This is a genomic window from Pseudomonas sp. NY15356, from assembly GCF_048068175.1.
Taxonomy (GTDB): Bacteria; Pseudomonadota; Gammaproteobacteria; order Pseudomonadales; family Pseudomonadaceae; genus Aquipseudomonas; species Aquipseudomonas putida_K.
Genome location: NZ_JBLUPW010000001.1, coordinates 112,603 through 126,666 on the forward strand (window position 1 = coordinate 112,603; position 14,064 = coordinate 126,666).

A 14,064-nucleotide genomic window follows, 5' to 3' on the forward strand; every position below is an offset into this window, starting at 1 on the left:
GAGCGTGCAACCGTCTGACACAGGCATGGCGCCACCCTCTCTCCTAGACAAGGCGCAACCACGGAGTGCCATCATCGCAACCACGGCAAGTGTTTACGTGCAACCGACCTGTAACAGCGAACGTCACCGAACTGCACACTGATAGTGCGCGACTGCTACAGCCGGCACCGTTTCAAGGCTGAACCTGGTGACGGCTCGCAAGGCCCAATCGCCGGCAAGCCGGCTCCCACCCGTCTTGCACTGTTTCAGTTGTGGGAGCCGGATTGCCAGCGATCAGAGCGCCCCGCCACAACGACGGCCAAAAGGCTGGCACAATGGCCCGGATTCCGCGCGCTCGTCCTTGTTACGCGAACGCCGCCACCTGGAGCCTTTCAATGAGCGAGAGCGCATTTGCCGAGCGCATCGTGCACAACCTGCTCGACACCGACTTCTACAAGCTGACGATGATGCAGGCCGTCCTGCACAACTACCCGGACGCCGACGTGGAATGGGAGTTCCGCTGCCGCAACGGCGAGGACCTGCGCCCCTACCTGGGCGAAATCCGCAACCAGATCGAACTGCTCAGCGACCTGACCCTCGATGATGGCCAGCTGGAGTTCCTCGAACGCATCAGCTTCCTCAAGCCAGACTTCCTGCGCTTCCTGCGCCTGTTCCGCTTCAACCTGCGCTACGTGCACATCGGCATCGAGCATGACCAGCTGTACCTGCGCCTGCGCGGCCCGTGGCTGCACGTGATCCTCTTCGAAGTGCCCCTGCTGGCGATCATTAGCGAGGTCCGCAACCGCCACCTGCACCCGCGCATGCGCCTGGCCGAGGCACGCGACCAGCTCTACCGCAAGTTCGACTGGCTGCGCGCCCACGCCAGCGAGGAGGAACTGGCCGCCCTGCAGGTCGCCGATTTCGGCACCCGCCGGCGTTTCTCCAGCCGCGTCCAGGAAGAAGTGGTGAGGGTACTGCGCGATGACTTCCCGGCGCGCTTCGTGGGCACCAGCAACGTCGACCTGGCCTGGAAATTGGACGTGAAACCCCTGGGCACCATGGCCCACGAATGGATCATGGCCCACCAGCAGCTCGGCCCACGACTGATCGACAGCCAGATCGCCGCGCTGGACTGCTGGGTACGCGAATACCGTGGGCTGCTGGGCATCGCCCTGACCGACTGCATCACCATGGATGCCTTCCTCAATGATTTCGACCTGTACTTCGCCAAGCTCTTCGACGGCCTGCGCCACGATTCGGGCGAACCGGTGGCCTGGGCGGAAAAAGCCATTGCCCACTATCAGAAACTGGGCATCGACCCGATGACCAAGACCCTGGTGTTCTCCGACGGGCTGAACCTGACCCGCTCGCTGGAAATCTTCCGCGCCCTGCGCGGTCGCATCAATGTGAGTTTCGGCATCGGCACCAACCTGACCTGCGACATACCCACAGTGGCGCCCATGAGCATCGTGCTTAAAATGACCGACTGCAACGGCTCGCCGGTGGCCAAGATTTCCGACGAAGCCGCCAAGACCCAGTGTCGAGACGCGAACTTCGTCGCCTACCTGCGTCACGTATTCAAAGTCCCCAGCAAGGAGTAACCCATGCAAGCCGTCCAGCGAGAGATTGCACAGCAGCTCAAGGTGCAGCCGCCGTTCGCCGATGCCGCCGCGCTCGAGGCCGAAGTCACCCGGCGCGTGGCCTTCATCAAACAGTGCCTGGCCAATGCCCGGCTCAAGACCCTGGTCCTGGGCATCAGCGGCGGAGTCGACTCGCTGACCGCTGCCCTGCTCGCCCAGCGCGCCATCAATGAACTGCGCGCCGAAACCGGTGACAAGGCCTACACCTTCATCGCCGTACGCCTGCCTTACCAGGTCCAGCATGACGAGCATGACGCTCAGGCGTGCCTGGAAGTGATCAAGGCCGACGAAGTGCACACCGTGGATATCGCCCCGGCAGTACGGGCGCTGGCGGCTGAAGTGGTGGAGTTGAAGAACGGCTCGCCGACGCTGGTGGACTTCGTGGTCGGCAACGTCAAGGCACGTACCCGCATGGTCGCCCAGTACGCCATCGCGGGTGCCCGCGCGGGCCTGGTGATCGGTACCGACCACGCCGCCGAGGCGGTGATGGGCTTCTTTACCAAGTTCGGTGATGGTGCCTGCGACCTGGCACCGCTGAGCGGGCTGGTGAAGAACCAAGTGCGGGCGATTGCGCGCAGCTTCGGTGCGCCGGAGTCACTGGTGGAAAAGGTGCCGACTGCAGACCTGGAAGACCTGGCGCCGGGCAAGCCGGACGAAGCCTCCCATGGCGTGACCTATCAGCAGATCGATGCCTTCCTGCATGGGCAGCCGGTTGATCAGGAAGCGTTCGACATCATCGTGGCCACCTACCGCAAGACCCAGCACAAGCGCGAGCTGCCGTTCGCGCCTTGAAAAGCATCGCGGGACAAGCCCGCTCCCACAAGGTCATTAGTGATCCCTGTAGGAGCGGGCTTGTCCCGCGATTGGAGGGCAAAGCCCTCCCCTAACCTCTTACTTGACGATGACCTTGCCCTTCATCATCGAGATGTGGCCCGGGAAGGTGCAGAAGAAGCTGTAGTCACCGCCGGCTTCCAGCTTCGACGTGTCGAACTTCACCTCGGTTTCCTTCTCCGGCGCGCCGATCATCTTGGTGTGGGCGATGATGTTGGCGTTGTCAGCCTTCAGGTAGTCCTTGTCCAGGCCCTGGGACATGCCTTCGGTAGCGATGGCCTGCATATCGGCAGTCTTGCTGATCACCAGGTTGTGGCCCATGACGTTCTTCGGCAGGCTGCCGCTGTGGGTCAGCTTGACGGTGAATTCCTTGCAGCTCTTGTCTACGGTGAATTCCTTGGTGGTGTAGGACATCTGGTCGGTGGAGTCGACAGTCACCGAGCACTCGGCTGCGAAGACAGAGGCGCTGGCGAGGGTCAGCAGGGATACCGCTACAGCTTTCGCAAACATCGTGAATCTCCTTGGCAGGGTTTTATCAATTGCGAGACTGCCTGAAACCTGTTTCCTCCTCGCTGATATGGGTCAAGGAGGATCGAGGGGCCAGCCAGTAGATTTGTTCAATGGATTGTATACAACCAATCTAAGTGCACATCATGCCCTCTTGAAGGACGATGGGACAACCTCTCATTACAGGAGCCATGACAATGTTTCTCTCGACCTTCATGAACAGCCTGCTCGCCGCCTATGCCCACGGGGCCACCGGCGCGCTGTGCGAGTTCTCCCGCCCGGAGTGAATCCGGCCTTGGAAGCGGCGGGCATGCGCCTTACCCTGTCAGCGCATGTGATTGGAGATAAGCAATGCCTGTACGTTCCGTTTGTGTCTTTTGTGGCGCCAGCACCGGCGCCAACCCAGCCTATCGGGAAGCGGCCGTGGCGCTCGGCCAGGCCATCGCCAAGCGCGGCCTGACGCTGGTGTACGGCGGCAGCGCGGTCGGCCTGATGGGCGCGGTCGCCGATGCGGCCATGGCCGCGGGTGGTGACGTCATCGGCGTCATGCCGCAGAGCCTGATCGACGCGGAAATCGGCCACAAGGGCCTGCCACGCCTGGAAGTAGTCGATGGCATGCATGCCCGCAAGGCGCGCATGGCCGAGCTGAGCGATGCCTTCATCGCCCTGCCCGGTGGCCTGGGGACGCTCGAGGAGCTGTTCGAAGTCTGGACCTGGGGCCAGTTGGGCTACCACGCCAAGCCGCTGGGCTTGCTGGATGTGAATGGGTTCTACGAGAAGCTTGGCGGGTTCCTCGACCACATTGTCGAGGAAGGTTTCGTACGGCCCCAGCACCGGGCGATGCTGTTGCTGGGCAGGCAGCCCGACGAACTTCTGGATGCGATGGGTGAATTCGTGGCGCCGGTGCTGCCCAAGTGGGTCGACAAGACGCCTGACTGAAGCTGGGAGCTTCGGGACCGCTTTGCGGTCCTTTCGCGGCACAAGGCCGCTCCTACAGGGGTATGCGCTCGCCCGTAGGAACGGCCTTGTGCCGCGATGGGCTGCAAAGCAGCCCCAAGGGATCAGTCAGCGCGGAATGACCGGCTGACGCGGCTTCCTCTTGCCCTTGCCGCCCTTGGCCGCTTCCTTGCGCTCCTTGGCCGCCTGCTGGTTGCGGGCGAACGCCTCGGCCTTGGCCTTCTCGCGCTTGTCCCACGGCTTGCTGCCATCGCTGGCGCGCGGCGGCAGGCCAGTGTGCTGGGTGAGGATCTTCTGGTCCTTGCCCACCTTGTGGCTGCCGGCCGGGGTCGAGTTCTTGCGCCGGGCACTCTGGTAGCTGTCGGTCTGCGGCTGGTGCAGCGGGATCAGCTGGTGCTTGCCCGGCCCAATCAGGTCGGCACGGCCCATGCGCTGCAGGGCCTCACGTAGCATCGGCCAACCCTTGGGGTCGTGGTAGCGCAGGAATGCCTTGTGCAGGCGGCGCTGCTCCTCGCTCTTGACGATCTCCACCCCTTCGCTCTTGTAGGTGACCTTGCGCAGCGGGTTCTTGCCCGAGTGGTACATGGCCGTGGCCGAGGCCATGGGCGAAGGGTAGAACGCCTGCACTTGGTCGGCGCGGAAGCCGTTGCCCTTGAGCCACAGGGCAAGGTTCATCATGTCCTCGTCGGTGGTGCCGGGGTGCGCGGCGATGAAGTACGGGATCAGGTACTGCTCCTTGCCCGCCTCCTTGGAGAACTTCTCGAACATGCGCTTGAAGCGGTCATAGGTACCGATGCCCGGCTTCATCATCTTGTCCAACGGGCCACGCTCGGTGTGCTCCGGGGCGATCTTCAGGTAGCCACCCACGTGGTGGGTCACCAGCTCCTTGACGTATTCCGGCGATTCCACCGCCAGATCGTAGCGCAGGCCCGACGCGATCAGGATCTTCTTCACCCCCGGCAAAGCGCGGGCCTTGCGGTACAGCTCGATCAACGAACTGTGGTCGGTGTTGAGGTTCTCGCAGATACCCGGGAACACGCACGACGGCTTGCGGCAGTGCTTCTCGATGTCGTGGCTCTTGCAGGCGATGCGGTACATGTTGGCGGTCGGGCCGCCCAGGTCGGAAACCACGCCGGTGAAGCCCGGTACCTTGTCGCGCATCTCCTCGATCTCGTGCAGGATCGACTCATGCGAGCGGTTCTGGATGATCCTTCCTTCGTGCTCGGTGATCGAGCAGAACGTGCAGCCGCCGAAGCAGCCACGCATGATGTTCACCGAGAAACGGATCATCTCGTAGGCCGGGATACGCTCCTTGCCGTAGGCCGGGTGCGGCACGCGCGCGTAGGGCATGCCGAACACGTAGTCCATCTCTTCGGTGCTCATCGGGATGGGTGGCGGGTTGAACCACACATCCACCTCGCCATGCTTCTGCACCAGGGCGCGGGCATTGCCCGGGTTGGTCTCCAGGTGCAGCACCCGGTTGGCGTGGGCATAGAGCACCGGGTCGTTACGCACCTTCTCGAACGACGGCAGGCGGATCACCGACTTTTCCCGGGTCATGCGCGGGCTGTCGAGGATCTGCACCACCTTGGCTTCGTTCGGGTCCTCGACCTCGCCCTTGGCCTGCTCGATGGCGCAGGCCTGGGTGTCCTGGGTGTTCACGTACGGGTTGATGATCTTGTCGACCCGGCCGGGGCGGTCGATGCGGGTCGAGTCGATCTCGTACCAGCCCTCGGGCGTGTCACGGCGCACGAACGCGGTACCGCGTACATCGGTGATAGTCTCGATCTTCTCGCCGCTTGCCAGGCGCTGGGCCACCTCGACCACCGCACGCTCGGCGTTGCCGAACAGCAGAATATCGGCGCTGGCGTCGATCAGGATCGAGTGGCGGACCTTGTCCTGCCAGTAGTCGTAGTGCGCGATACGGCGCAAGGAGGCCTCGATGCCGCCGAGCACGATCGGCACGTGCTTGTAGGCTTCCTTGCAGCGCTGGCTGTAGACCAGGCTGGCGCGATCCGGACGCTTGCCAGCCATGCCGCCGGGCGTGTAGGCATCGTCGGAACGGATCTTCTTGTCTGCGGTGTAGCGGTTGATCATCGAATCCATGTTGCCGGCCGCGACACCGAAGAACAGGTTCGGCTCGCCGAGCTTCATGAAGTCGTCCTTCGACTGCCAGTTCGGCTGGGCGATGATGCCTACGCGAAAGCCCTGGGCCTCCAGCAGGCGGCCGATGATGGCCATGCCGAACGACGGATGGTCGACGTACGCATCACCGGTCACGATGATGATGTCGCAGGAATCCCAGCCGAGCAGATCCATCTCCTCCCTGCTCATCGGCAGGAAAGGCGCTGGCCCGAAGCATTCGGCCCAGTACTTGGGATAGTCGTAGAGTGGCTTGGCTGCTTGCATGTCAATGACCGGTATGGGTGTGCAGGGAAATCGCGGGCGCGGAATATAGCACAAATTTTGATCAAATCCGACGACCAAGGTCGGATTCATCGAAAGCCGGGGATGGCCGGATTCAGTAGAAGCGGCCTTGTGCCGCTCCTACCGGGATTCATTCGTCGTCGTCGAAGTTGTACATACCCGGCGCAAGGTTCTCGAAGCGGGTGTACTTGCCGATGAATGCCAGGCGAACGAAACCGATGGGGCCGTTACGCTGTTTACCGATGATGATTTCCGCTACGCCCTTGTGCTCAGTCTCAGGGTGATACACCTCGTCCCGGTAGACGAACATGATCACGTCGGCGTCCTGCTCGATCGCACCGGATTCACGCAGGTCGGAGTTCACCGGACGCTTGTTCGGGCGCTGCTCGAGGGAACGGTTGAGCTGCGACAGGGCGATGACCGGGCAGTTGAATTCCTTGGCCAGGGCCTTGAGCGAGCGAGAGATCTCGGAAATCTCGTTGGTCCGGTTGTCACCGGCAGAGCCCGGGATCTGCATCAGCTGCAGGTAGTCGACCATGATCAGGGCGATCTCGCCATGCTCGCGCGCCAGGCGACGGGTACGCGCGCGCATTTCCGAAGGGCTGATGCCGGCGGTATCGTCGATGAACAGCTTGCGGTCGTTGAGCAGGTTGACTGCCGAGGTCAGGCGCGGCCAGTCGTCGTCGTCCAGTTGGCCGGAACGCACCTTGGTCTGGTCGATACGGCCCAGGGACGACAGCATACGCATGACCAGCGACTCACCTGGCATCTCGAGGGAAAACACCAGCACCGCTTTGTCGGTACGCAGCACGGCGTTTTCCACCAGGTTCATGGCGAAGGTGGTCTTGCCCATCGATGGACGGCCCGCGACGATGATCAGGTCGGCGGGCTGCAGGCCGCTGGTCTTCTCGTCCAGATCGGTGAAACCGGTGGAGACGCCCGTGATGTCGCTGTCGGAGTTGAACAGCGTGTCGATCCGGTCGATCGCCATGGTCAACAGCTCGTTGACTCCTACCGGCCCGCCGGTTTTCGGACGGGCTTCAGCAATCTGGAAGATCTGTCGCTCGGCATCGTCGAGGATCTCTTCGGCACTGCGCCCCTGCGGGTTGAAGGCGTTGTCCGCGATATCGGTACTGATGCTGATCAGTTGACGCAAGGTGGCACGCTCGCGAATGATCGCGGCGTAAGCCTTGATGTTCGCCACCGACGGGGTGTTCTTGGCCAGCTCGGCCAGGTAGGCCAGGCCACCGACCTGGCTCGACAGCCCTTCCTTGTCCAGCTGCTCATGCAAGGTGACCACGTCGAACGGCTGGTTGGCGTCGGCGAGCTTGTGCACGGCCCGGAAGATCAGGCGGTGGTCATGCCGGTAGAAATCGCCATCCGACACCTGGTCCAGCACCCGCTCCCAGGCGTTGTTGTCCAGCAGCAGGCCACCGAGCACGGCCTGTTCGGCCTCGATGGAATGCGGCGGCACCTTCAGGGCAGCGGTCTGCAGGTCGAGCTGTTCGGGGGTGGTGATCTCGTTCATGGCCACGAAAGAATTCTGGAGGATGAAAAAGACAAAGGGCACGGCCTGTGAAAGACAGGACCGTGCCCGATGTTAACCGGCGAGCCCATCAAGGGCTAGCCAGCCAGTGCAGCTTAGGCAGCTACGACGACCACGCGTACGGTGGCTTCGACGTCGCTGTGCAGGTGCACGGCTACGTCGTATTCGCCAACCTGGCGGATGGTGCCGTTCGGCAGACGAACTTCAGCCTTGGCCACTTCAACGCCGGAGGCGGTCAGGGCGTCAGCGATGTCGTGGGTGCCGATCGAACCGAACAGCTTGCCTTCGTCACCGGCGGTGGCAGTGATGGTCACTTCCAGCTCGGCCAGTTGGGCAGCACGGCTTTCAGCCGAAGCTTTACGGTCTGCAGCAGCCTTTTCCAGCTCGGCGCGACGCTCTTCGAACGCAGCCAGGTTGGCGGCGTTGGCAACGACAGCCTTGCCGAAAGGCAGCAGGAAGTTACGGCCGTAACCACCTTTAACTTTTACTTTGTCGCCCAGGTTGCCCAGGTTGGCGACTTTTTCCAGCAGGATCAGTTCCATTTGGTAAAACCTCTTAACTTTTAACCTTCACCGTTCGCGGAGTCGTCACCCTGGTGAGGGGACTTGCGACCGCGAAAATCAATCAGGCTGTCGACAATGGCCAGGACCACGAGCAACGGATAGGTCAGCTGCATGAACAGCACCAGCGTCACGTACAACCCCACCAGCCAGAACCTGGCCAGGCGCTTCTGGGCCACCAACCCGTGCAGCAAGGCAATGCCCGCGAACATGAGCGGTACGCTGCACAGCGGCGTCAGCAATGCCAGGCCGGAACCGAGGTTCGGGCCGAACAGCATGCAGGCCAACAGCACCAGCATCGGCACCAGGGGAATCCGTACCGCTTGAAACTCGCGGCCGAAACCTCCCGGGTTGTACAACACGGCTTGCCAGTAGCGCCCCAACATCAGGGCCAGCACACTGACAACTTGCAACAGGGCCGCGATCAGGCCGCCGAGCACCGGTACGATGAGGCTTCCAAGGTGTGCCTGTTCCTCTACCGATAACTGCTGGTAGAGGCCGTCGAGCATCTGCGGCAGGGCTTTTTCAAGCGCTCGCGCCAGAGCTTCGATCGGTTCGCGGAACACCGAACCAAGCACAACACCGTACAACAGGCCCAGGGCGATGCTGGACAACAGCACCCGGTTCCAGGAATGCCCGGCGCGCAACAGCGCAGCCAGCCCCAGCGTCCCCAGCAGCACCATCAAGGTGCGTGGCTCGCCGAAGACCCACCAGGCCAACGCCGGCAAGATGCCCCAGACGATGACCGAGGAAGCGTCCTTGAAACCGCGCCGCAGGAACACCAGGCTCCCGGCGGCGGCACTCAACCAGAACAACAGCGGCAATGCCGCACAACCGGCCACCACGATGGAGGCCTGCACACGACCGCGCATGATGAAATCAGCCAACGCTCGCATGCTTATCCCTTGCTACTTGTCGACGACCCGGTCTCAGCGGCCGTGGCTGTCGGTGTAGGGCAGCAGGGCCAGGAAGCGGGCGCGCTTGATAGCGGTAGCCAGCTGACGCTGATAACGAGCTTTGGTACCGGTGATACGGCTTGGAACGATTTTGCCGGTTTCGGATACGTAAGCTTTCAGGGTGTTGAGATCTTTGTAGTCGATCTCTTTCACGTCTTCGGCAGTGAAGCGGCAGAATTTACGACGACGGAAGAAACGTGCCATGTAATAGGCTCCTCAAAAAGGTCCGTGGATTACTCGTCAGCGTTATCGCTGTTGTCGCTGTTGTCGCTGTCGTTGCTGTCGTCGCCTTCGGCGCCATCAGCAGCTTCAGGACGCTCGCGACGCTCACGGCGCTCGCTGCGGTTCTCTTCGGCCTTCAGCATCTCGGACGGACCGGTGACGGCTTCGTCGCGACGGATGATCAGGTTACGGATCACGGCATCGTTGTAGCGGAAGTTGTCTTCCAGCTCGGCCAGGGCCTTGCCGGTGCACTCAACGTTCAGCATCACGTAGTGAGCCTTGTGAACGTTGTTGATGGCGTAGGCCAGCTGACGACGGCCCCAGTCTTCCAGGCGGTGGATCTTGCCGCCGTCTTCTTCGATCAGCTTGGTGTAACGCTCAACCATGCCGCCGACTTGCTCGCTCTGGTCCGGGTGAACCAGGAAGATGATTTCGTAATGACGCATGAATGCTCCTTACGGGTTAGTAGTCTGCCAGCACCCTGGTCAGACAAGGAGTGAATGACACTGTATGTCTTGCCTTGAAAAGAAGGCACATGCGCGCCTGCCTGCTTGGCAAGGGGCGCAATTGTAGAGAAGGCGGGGCGGACAAGCAAGGCGATTGGCGAATCTTTGAACAGCCTGAAACAACTCCAGACTGTGAGCAGCCCATCGCGGGACAAGCCCGCTCCCACAGGCGCCCCCCGCCAGCAAGACCGACGCAGACGCTGTGGGAGCGGGCTTGTCCCGCGATAGGGTCAGCGCTTGCCTTGGCGCTGGCGCACGGCCTCGAACAGGCACACGCCGGTGGCCACCGACACGTTCAGGCTGCTCACGCTACCGGCCATCGGCAGCTTGACCAGGAAGTCGCAGTGCTCGCGGGTCAGGCGGCGCATGCCCTTGCCTTCGGCCCCCATGACGATGGCGATCGGCCCGGTCAGGTCCTGCTGGTACAGCTCCTGCTCGGCCTCGCCGGCAGTGCCGACGATCCACAGGCCGCGTTGCTGGAGTTTTTCCAGGGTACGGGCCAGGTTGGTCACGGCCACCAGCGGGATCACCTCGGCGGCACCGCAGGCGACCTTGCGCACCACGGCGGTCAGGGTGGCCGACTTATCCTTGGGGATGACCACCGCGGTAGCGCCGGCAGCATCTGCGGTACGCAGGCAGGCGCCGAGGTTGTGCGGGTCGGTCACGCCATCGAGCACCAGGATCAGCGGCGGCTGCTCGGCACGCTCGAGCATCTCGTCGAGCATGGCCTCGCCCCAGACCTGGCTGGGGCTGACCTCGGCGACCACACCCTGGTGTACACCCTCGACCCAGGCGTCCAGCTCACGGCGCTCGGCCTGGCCGACCGGCACACGGTTTTCCGCGGCCAGCGCCAGCAGGGCCTGGATACGCGGCTCGCTGCGACCTTCCGACAGCCAGATCTGCTTGACCCGCTTGGGATGGTGCTGCAGCAGCCCTTGCACGGCGTGTACACCGTAGATTTTTTCCAGCTGGCTCATGACTTCTTGCCTTTACGTGGCGCGCCGGACTTCGACGGCCCCTTGCGGTGCTTGGTCGGCTTGCCGGACGCCTTGGCGCCCTTCTCCGACTTGCCGCTGGCGTGGCTGTGGCGAGCCTCGCTCATCAGCGCCTTCTTCATTTCGCGGCTCTTGCGCACCTCGGCGTTGCGCTGCACGGCATCCTTGGGGAAGTAGGCCTCGGACGCCTCGCTCTTGCGGCTACGCGGCTTGGGCGAAATCTTCGGCTCCGGTGCAGGCTCGGTCGCGGTGGCAGCGGCCTGCGGGGTCGCACCGCGCGACTTGCGGCCGACCGGGGCGGCAACGGCCTGCTCGGACATCTCGAAGTCGATCTTGCGCTGCTCCAGGTCGACGCGCATGACCTTGACCTCGACCGTATCGCCCAGGCGGAAACTGCGCCCGCTGCGCTCGCCGGACAGGCGGTGATGCACCGGGTCGAAGTGGTAATAGTCGCCTGGCAGGGCGCTGACATGCACCAGGCCTTCGACATAGATGTCGGTCAGCTCGACGAACAGGCCAAAGCCGGTCACGGCGGTGATCACACCCGGGAAGGTCTCGCCAACGCGGTCACGCATGTATTCGCACTTGAGCCAGTTGACCACGTCACGGGTGGCCTCGTCGGCGCGCCGCTCGGTCATCGAGCACTGCTCGCCCATCTGCTCGAGGGTGTTCTCGTCGTACGGGTAGATCCGCGCCTTCGGGATGCTCATGGCGCCGGCCCGCTTGACGTGCGGGGTATCGACCTTCGAGCGGATGACGCTGCGGATGGCGCGGTGGACCAGCAGGTCCGGGTAGCGGCGGATCGGCGAGGTGAAGTGGGTGTAGGCCTCGTAGTTCAGGCCGAAGTGGCCGTTGTTCTCGACGCTGTACACCGCCTGGCTCAGCGAGCGCAGCATGACGGTCTGGATCAGGTGGAAGTCCGGGCGCTCGGCGATGCTCGCCAACAGGGCCTGGTAGTCCTTCGGCGAAGGCTCCTTGCCCTTGTGCAGCGACAGGCCGAGCTCGCCCAGGAAGGCGCGCAGTTTTTCCAGGCGCTCCGGCGGCGGGCCATCGTGCACGCGGTACAGGGCCGGAACGCCATGCTTCTGCAGGAACTCGGCGGTGGCCACGTTGGCCGCCAGCATGCATTCCTCGATCAGCTTGTGGGCGTCGTTGCGCACGGTCGGGCGGATCTCATCGATCTTGCGGTCTTCGCCGAAGATGATGCGGGTTTCCTGGGTTTCGAAGTCGATGGCGCCACGGGTATGACGAGCGGCCACCAGCGCCTTGTACAGCGCATAGAGGTGCTTGAGGTCCGGCAGGACGGCGCTGTACTCCTCGCGCAGGGCCTTGCCTTCGCGGGTGCGGGCATGCTCGAGCATGCTGCTGACCTTGTTGTAGGTCAGGCGCGCATGGGAGTGGATGACGCCTTCGTAGAACTGGTAGTCGACCATCTGGCCGGCTTTGTTGATGGTCATTTCACAGACCATGGCCAGGCGATCGACATGCGGGTTCAGCGAGCACAGGCCGTTGGACAGCTCTTCGGGCAGCATGGGCACGACGCGCTCGGGGAAGTACACCGAGTTGCCCCGCTGCTGGGCCTCGATGTCCAGAGCCGAGCCCAGGCGCACATAGCTGGAGACATCGGCGATCGCCACATACAGGCGCCAGCCACCGGAGAACAGGCGCAGCTTGCCCAGCGGCTCGCAATAGACCGCATCGTCGAAGTCGCGGGCGTCCTCACCGTCGATGGTGACGAACGGCAGGTGGCGCAGGTCGACACGTTTCTCCTTGTCCTTTTCCTCGACTTCGGAGCGGAACCTGCGGGCTTCCTTGATCACCTCTTTGGGCCAGACATGCGGGATGTCGTAGCTGCGCAAGGCGACATCGATCTCCATGCCCGGCGCCATGTAGTTGCCGATGACCTCGACCACGTCGCCCTGGGGCTGGAAGCGCGGTGTCGGCCAGTGGGTGATCTTGATCTCGACGAACTGGCCGATCTTGGCCCCGCCATTGCGCCCGGCGGTAACCAGCACTTCCTGCTGGATCTTCGGGTTGTCGGGGGTCACGTAACCAATGCCGCCTTCCTCGAAGTAGCGGCCGACCACGCTCTCGTGGGCGCGGGAGATGATTTCCACCAGCGCGCCCTCGCGGCGGCCACGGCGGTCGACACCCGAGACGCGGGCAAGGCCCCGGTCGCCGTCGAACACCAGGCGCATCTGCGCGGGGCTGAGGAACAGGTCCTCGCTGCCGTCGTCGGGAATAAGGAAGCCGAAGCCGTCGCGGTGGCCGGAGACACGGCCGCAGATCAGGTCCAGCTTGTCCACCGGGGCATAGGTGCCGCGCCGGGTGTAGATCAGCTGGCCGTCACGCTCCATGGCACGCAGGCGGCGACGCAGGGCTTCGATCTGGTCTTCGTCGTGCAGGCCGAACTCTGCGGCCAGCTCTTCGCGGGCGGCGGGCTCGCCACGGTCGGCAAGGCGCTGCAGGATCAGCTCACGGCTGGGGATGGGATTCTCGTATTTTTCCGCTTCGCGAGCGGCCTCGGGATCGAGGGATTGCCAATCGGCCATCAGAAGGGGTTCACCTTGGGGTATATAGATAGGAATTCTGGCATAGGCGTATTGAAACCGGAAATGTCAGCCTTGGACAGCCCCAGTGGCATGTCCGGTGTGCGGGAATAGGCCTGCGGAATCAACAAGTTGAATTTTTTGAAATTTTTTTGAGCTGGGGGCTTTACAGCCCTCAGGAGCGTCCGTATAGTGCGCACCACAACGACGGACAACCCCGAAGTTGTAGTAGAGATGAACGGCGCTGTAAAGCATCTTTTATCTCGAATGTGTGCCCAGGTGGCGGAATTGGTAGACGCGCTGGTTTCAGGTATCAGTGGCTTAACGGCCGTGGAAGTTCGAGTCTTCTCCTGGGCACCAATGATTTTCAAGTAACAGATGACCAAGGA

Annotated in this window: 12 protein-coding genes and 1 tRNA gene; 4 read left to right on the top strand and 9 right to left on the bottom strand. The window is 62.9% G+C overall.

Annotated elements, in window-relative coordinates:
* Positions 1-374 precede the first annotated feature (374 nt).
* Together pncB and nadE are read left to right on the top strand one after the other, a co-directional pair.
* Positions 375-1,580: a nicotinate phosphoribosyltransferase gene (pncB, locus tag ACNFCI_RS00525; protein WP_084854229.1), complete on the top strand. Its 1,206-nt coding sequence runs from the start codon at positions 375-377 to the stop codon at positions 1,578-1,580.
* Between the two features lie 3 nt (positions 1,581-1,583).
* Positions 1,584-2,411 (top strand): ammonia-dependent NAD(+) synthetase, encoded by an 828-nt coding sequence (nadE, locus tag ACNFCI_RS00530; protein WP_084854226.1) that lies wholly within the window; start codon positions 1,584-1,586, stop codon positions 2,409-2,411.
* A 99-nt stretch (positions 2,412-2,510) separates the two neighbouring features.
* Here nadE and azu read toward each other — a convergent pair whose 3' ends face one another.
* On the bottom strand, positions 2,511-2,960 hold the full coding sequence (gene azu / locus ACNFCI_RS00535) for an azurin (protein ID WP_084854224.1): 450 nt from the start codon (positions 2,958-2,960) through the stop codon (positions 2,511-2,513).
* A 348-nt stretch (positions 2,961-3,308) separates the two neighbouring features.
* Between azu and ACNFCI_RS00540 the strand changes: the two genes are divergently transcribed.
* The gene (locus ACNFCI_RS00540) at positions 3,309-3,896 is read left to right on the top strand and encodes a TIGR00730 family Rossman fold protein (protein WP_084854222.1); all 588 of its coding nucleotides are present in this window, start codon (positions 3,309-3,311) and stop codon (positions 3,894-3,896) included.
* 126 nt (positions 3,897-4,022) lie between these two features.
* Here the strand turns inward: ACNFCI_RS00540 and ACNFCI_RS00545 are convergent, their stop codons facing one another.
* The 8 genes from ACNFCI_RS00545 to rnr form a co-directional block, all read right to left on the bottom strand.
* Positions 4,023-6,323 carry a YgiQ family radical SAM protein gene (locus tag ACNFCI_RS00545; protein WP_084854220.1) on the bottom strand — a complete coding sequence of 767 codons (2,301 nt, stop codon included), beginning with the start codon at positions 6,321-6,323 and terminating at the stop codon, positions 4,023-4,025.
* 148 nt (positions 6,324-6,471) lie between these two features.
* A complete protein-coding gene (gene dnaB, locus ACNFCI_RS00550; protein WP_084854211.1) occupies positions 6,472-7,869 on the bottom strand; it encodes a replicative DNA helicase in 1,398 nt (465 codons plus the stop codon).
* A 113-nt stretch (positions 7,870-7,982) separates the two neighbouring features.
* The gene (gene rplI, locus ACNFCI_RS00555) at positions 7,983-8,429 is read right to left on the bottom strand and encodes a 50S ribosomal protein L9 (protein WP_084854208.1); all 447 of its coding nucleotides are present in this window, start codon (positions 8,427-8,429) and stop codon (positions 7,983-7,985) included.
* Positions 8,430-8,449: 20 nt separating this feature from the next.
* The gene (locus tag ACNFCI_RS00560; protein ID WP_084854206.1) at positions 8,450-9,343 is read right to left on the bottom strand and encodes a hypothetical protein; all 894 of its coding nucleotides are present in this window, start codon (positions 9,341-9,343) and stop codon (positions 8,450-8,452) included.
* Between the two features lie 33 nt (positions 9,344-9,376).
* Entirely contained in the window at positions 9,377-9,607 is a 231-nt protein-coding gene (gene rpsR / locus ACNFCI_RS00565) for a 30S ribosomal protein S18 (protein WP_009403887.1), read from the bottom strand.
* A 29-nt stretch (positions 9,608-9,636) separates the two neighbouring features.
* Positions 9,637-10,071, bottom strand: coding sequence for a 30S ribosomal protein S6 (gene rpsF, locus ACNFCI_RS00570; protein ID WP_416767214.1), 435 nt, complete (start codon positions 10,069-10,071; stop codon positions 9,637-9,639).
* A 290-nt stretch (positions 10,072-10,361) separates the two neighbouring features.
* Positions 10,362-11,108, bottom strand: coding sequence for a 23S rRNA (guanosine(2251)-2'-O)-methyltransferase RlmB (gene rlmB / locus ACNFCI_RS00575; protein ID WP_084854201.1), 747 nt, complete (start codon positions 11,106-11,108; stop codon positions 10,362-10,364).
* The gene (gene rnr / locus ACNFCI_RS00580) at positions 11,105-13,678 is read right to left on the bottom strand and encodes a ribonuclease R (RefSeq protein ID WP_368829454.1); all 2,574 of its coding nucleotides are present in this window, start codon (positions 13,676-13,678) and stop codon (positions 11,105-11,107) included. Before rnr ends, rlmB begins: the two co-directional genes overlap by 4 nt.
* Before the next feature lie 270 nt (positions 13,679-13,948).
* Between rnr and ACNFCI_RS00585 the strand changes: the two genes are divergently transcribed.
* Positions 13,949-14,035: transfer RNA gene (locus tag ACNFCI_RS00585), tRNA-Leu, on the top strand.
* Positions 14,036-14,064 lie beyond the last annotated feature (29 nt).

What these genes read in the sequence shown, in the direction of transcription:
- ACNFCI_RS00545 (WP_084854220.1), bottom strand. Translation starts at nt 6,323, where the DNA reads ATGCAAGCAGCCAAGCCACTCTACGACTATCCCAAGTACTGGGCCGAA.
- nadE (WP_084854226.1), top strand. Translation starts at nt 1,584, where the DNA reads ATGCAAGCCGTCCAGCGAGAGATTGCACAGCAGCTCAAGGTGCAGCCG.
- rplI (WP_084854208.1), bottom strand. Translation starts at nt 8,429, where the DNA reads ATGGAACTGATCCTGCTGGAAAAAGTCGCCAACCTGGGCAACCTGGGC.
- rnr (WP_368829454.1), bottom strand. Translation starts at nt 13,678, where the DNA reads ATGGCCGATTGGCAATCCCTCGATCCCGAGGCCGCTCGCGAAGCGGAA.
- pncB (WP_084854229.1), top strand. Translation starts at nt 375, where the DNA reads ATGAGCGAGAGCGCATTTGCCGAGCGCATCGTGCACAACCTGCTCGAC.
- dnaB (WP_084854211.1), bottom strand. Translation starts at nt 7,869, where the DNA reads ATGAACGAGATCACCACCCCCGAACAGCTCGACCTGCAGACCGCTGCC.
- ACNFCI_RS00560 (WP_084854206.1), bottom strand. Translation starts at nt 9,343, where the DNA reads ATGCGAGCGTTGGCTGATTTCATCATGCGCGGTCGTGTGCAGGCCTCC.
- rpsF (WP_416767214.1), bottom strand. Translation starts at nt 10,071, where the DNA reads ATGCGTCATTACGAAATCATCTTCCTGGTTCACCCGGACCAGAGCGAG.
- azu (WP_084854224.1), bottom strand. Translation starts at nt 2,960, where the DNA reads ATGTTTGCGAAAGCTGTAGCGGTATCCCTGCTGACCCTCGCCAGCGCC.
- rlmB (WP_084854201.1), bottom strand. Translation starts at nt 11,108, where the DNA reads ATGAGCCAGCTGGAAAAAATCTACGGTGTACACGCCGTGCAAGGGCTG.
- rpsR (WP_009403887.1), bottom strand. Translation starts at nt 9,607, where the DNA reads ATGGCACGTTTCTTCCGTCGTCGTAAATTCTGCCGCTTCACTGCCGAA.
- ACNFCI_RS00540 (WP_084854222.1), top strand. Translation starts at nt 3,309, where the DNA reads ATGCCTGTACGTTCCGTTTGTGTCTTTTGTGGCGCCAGCACCGGCGCC.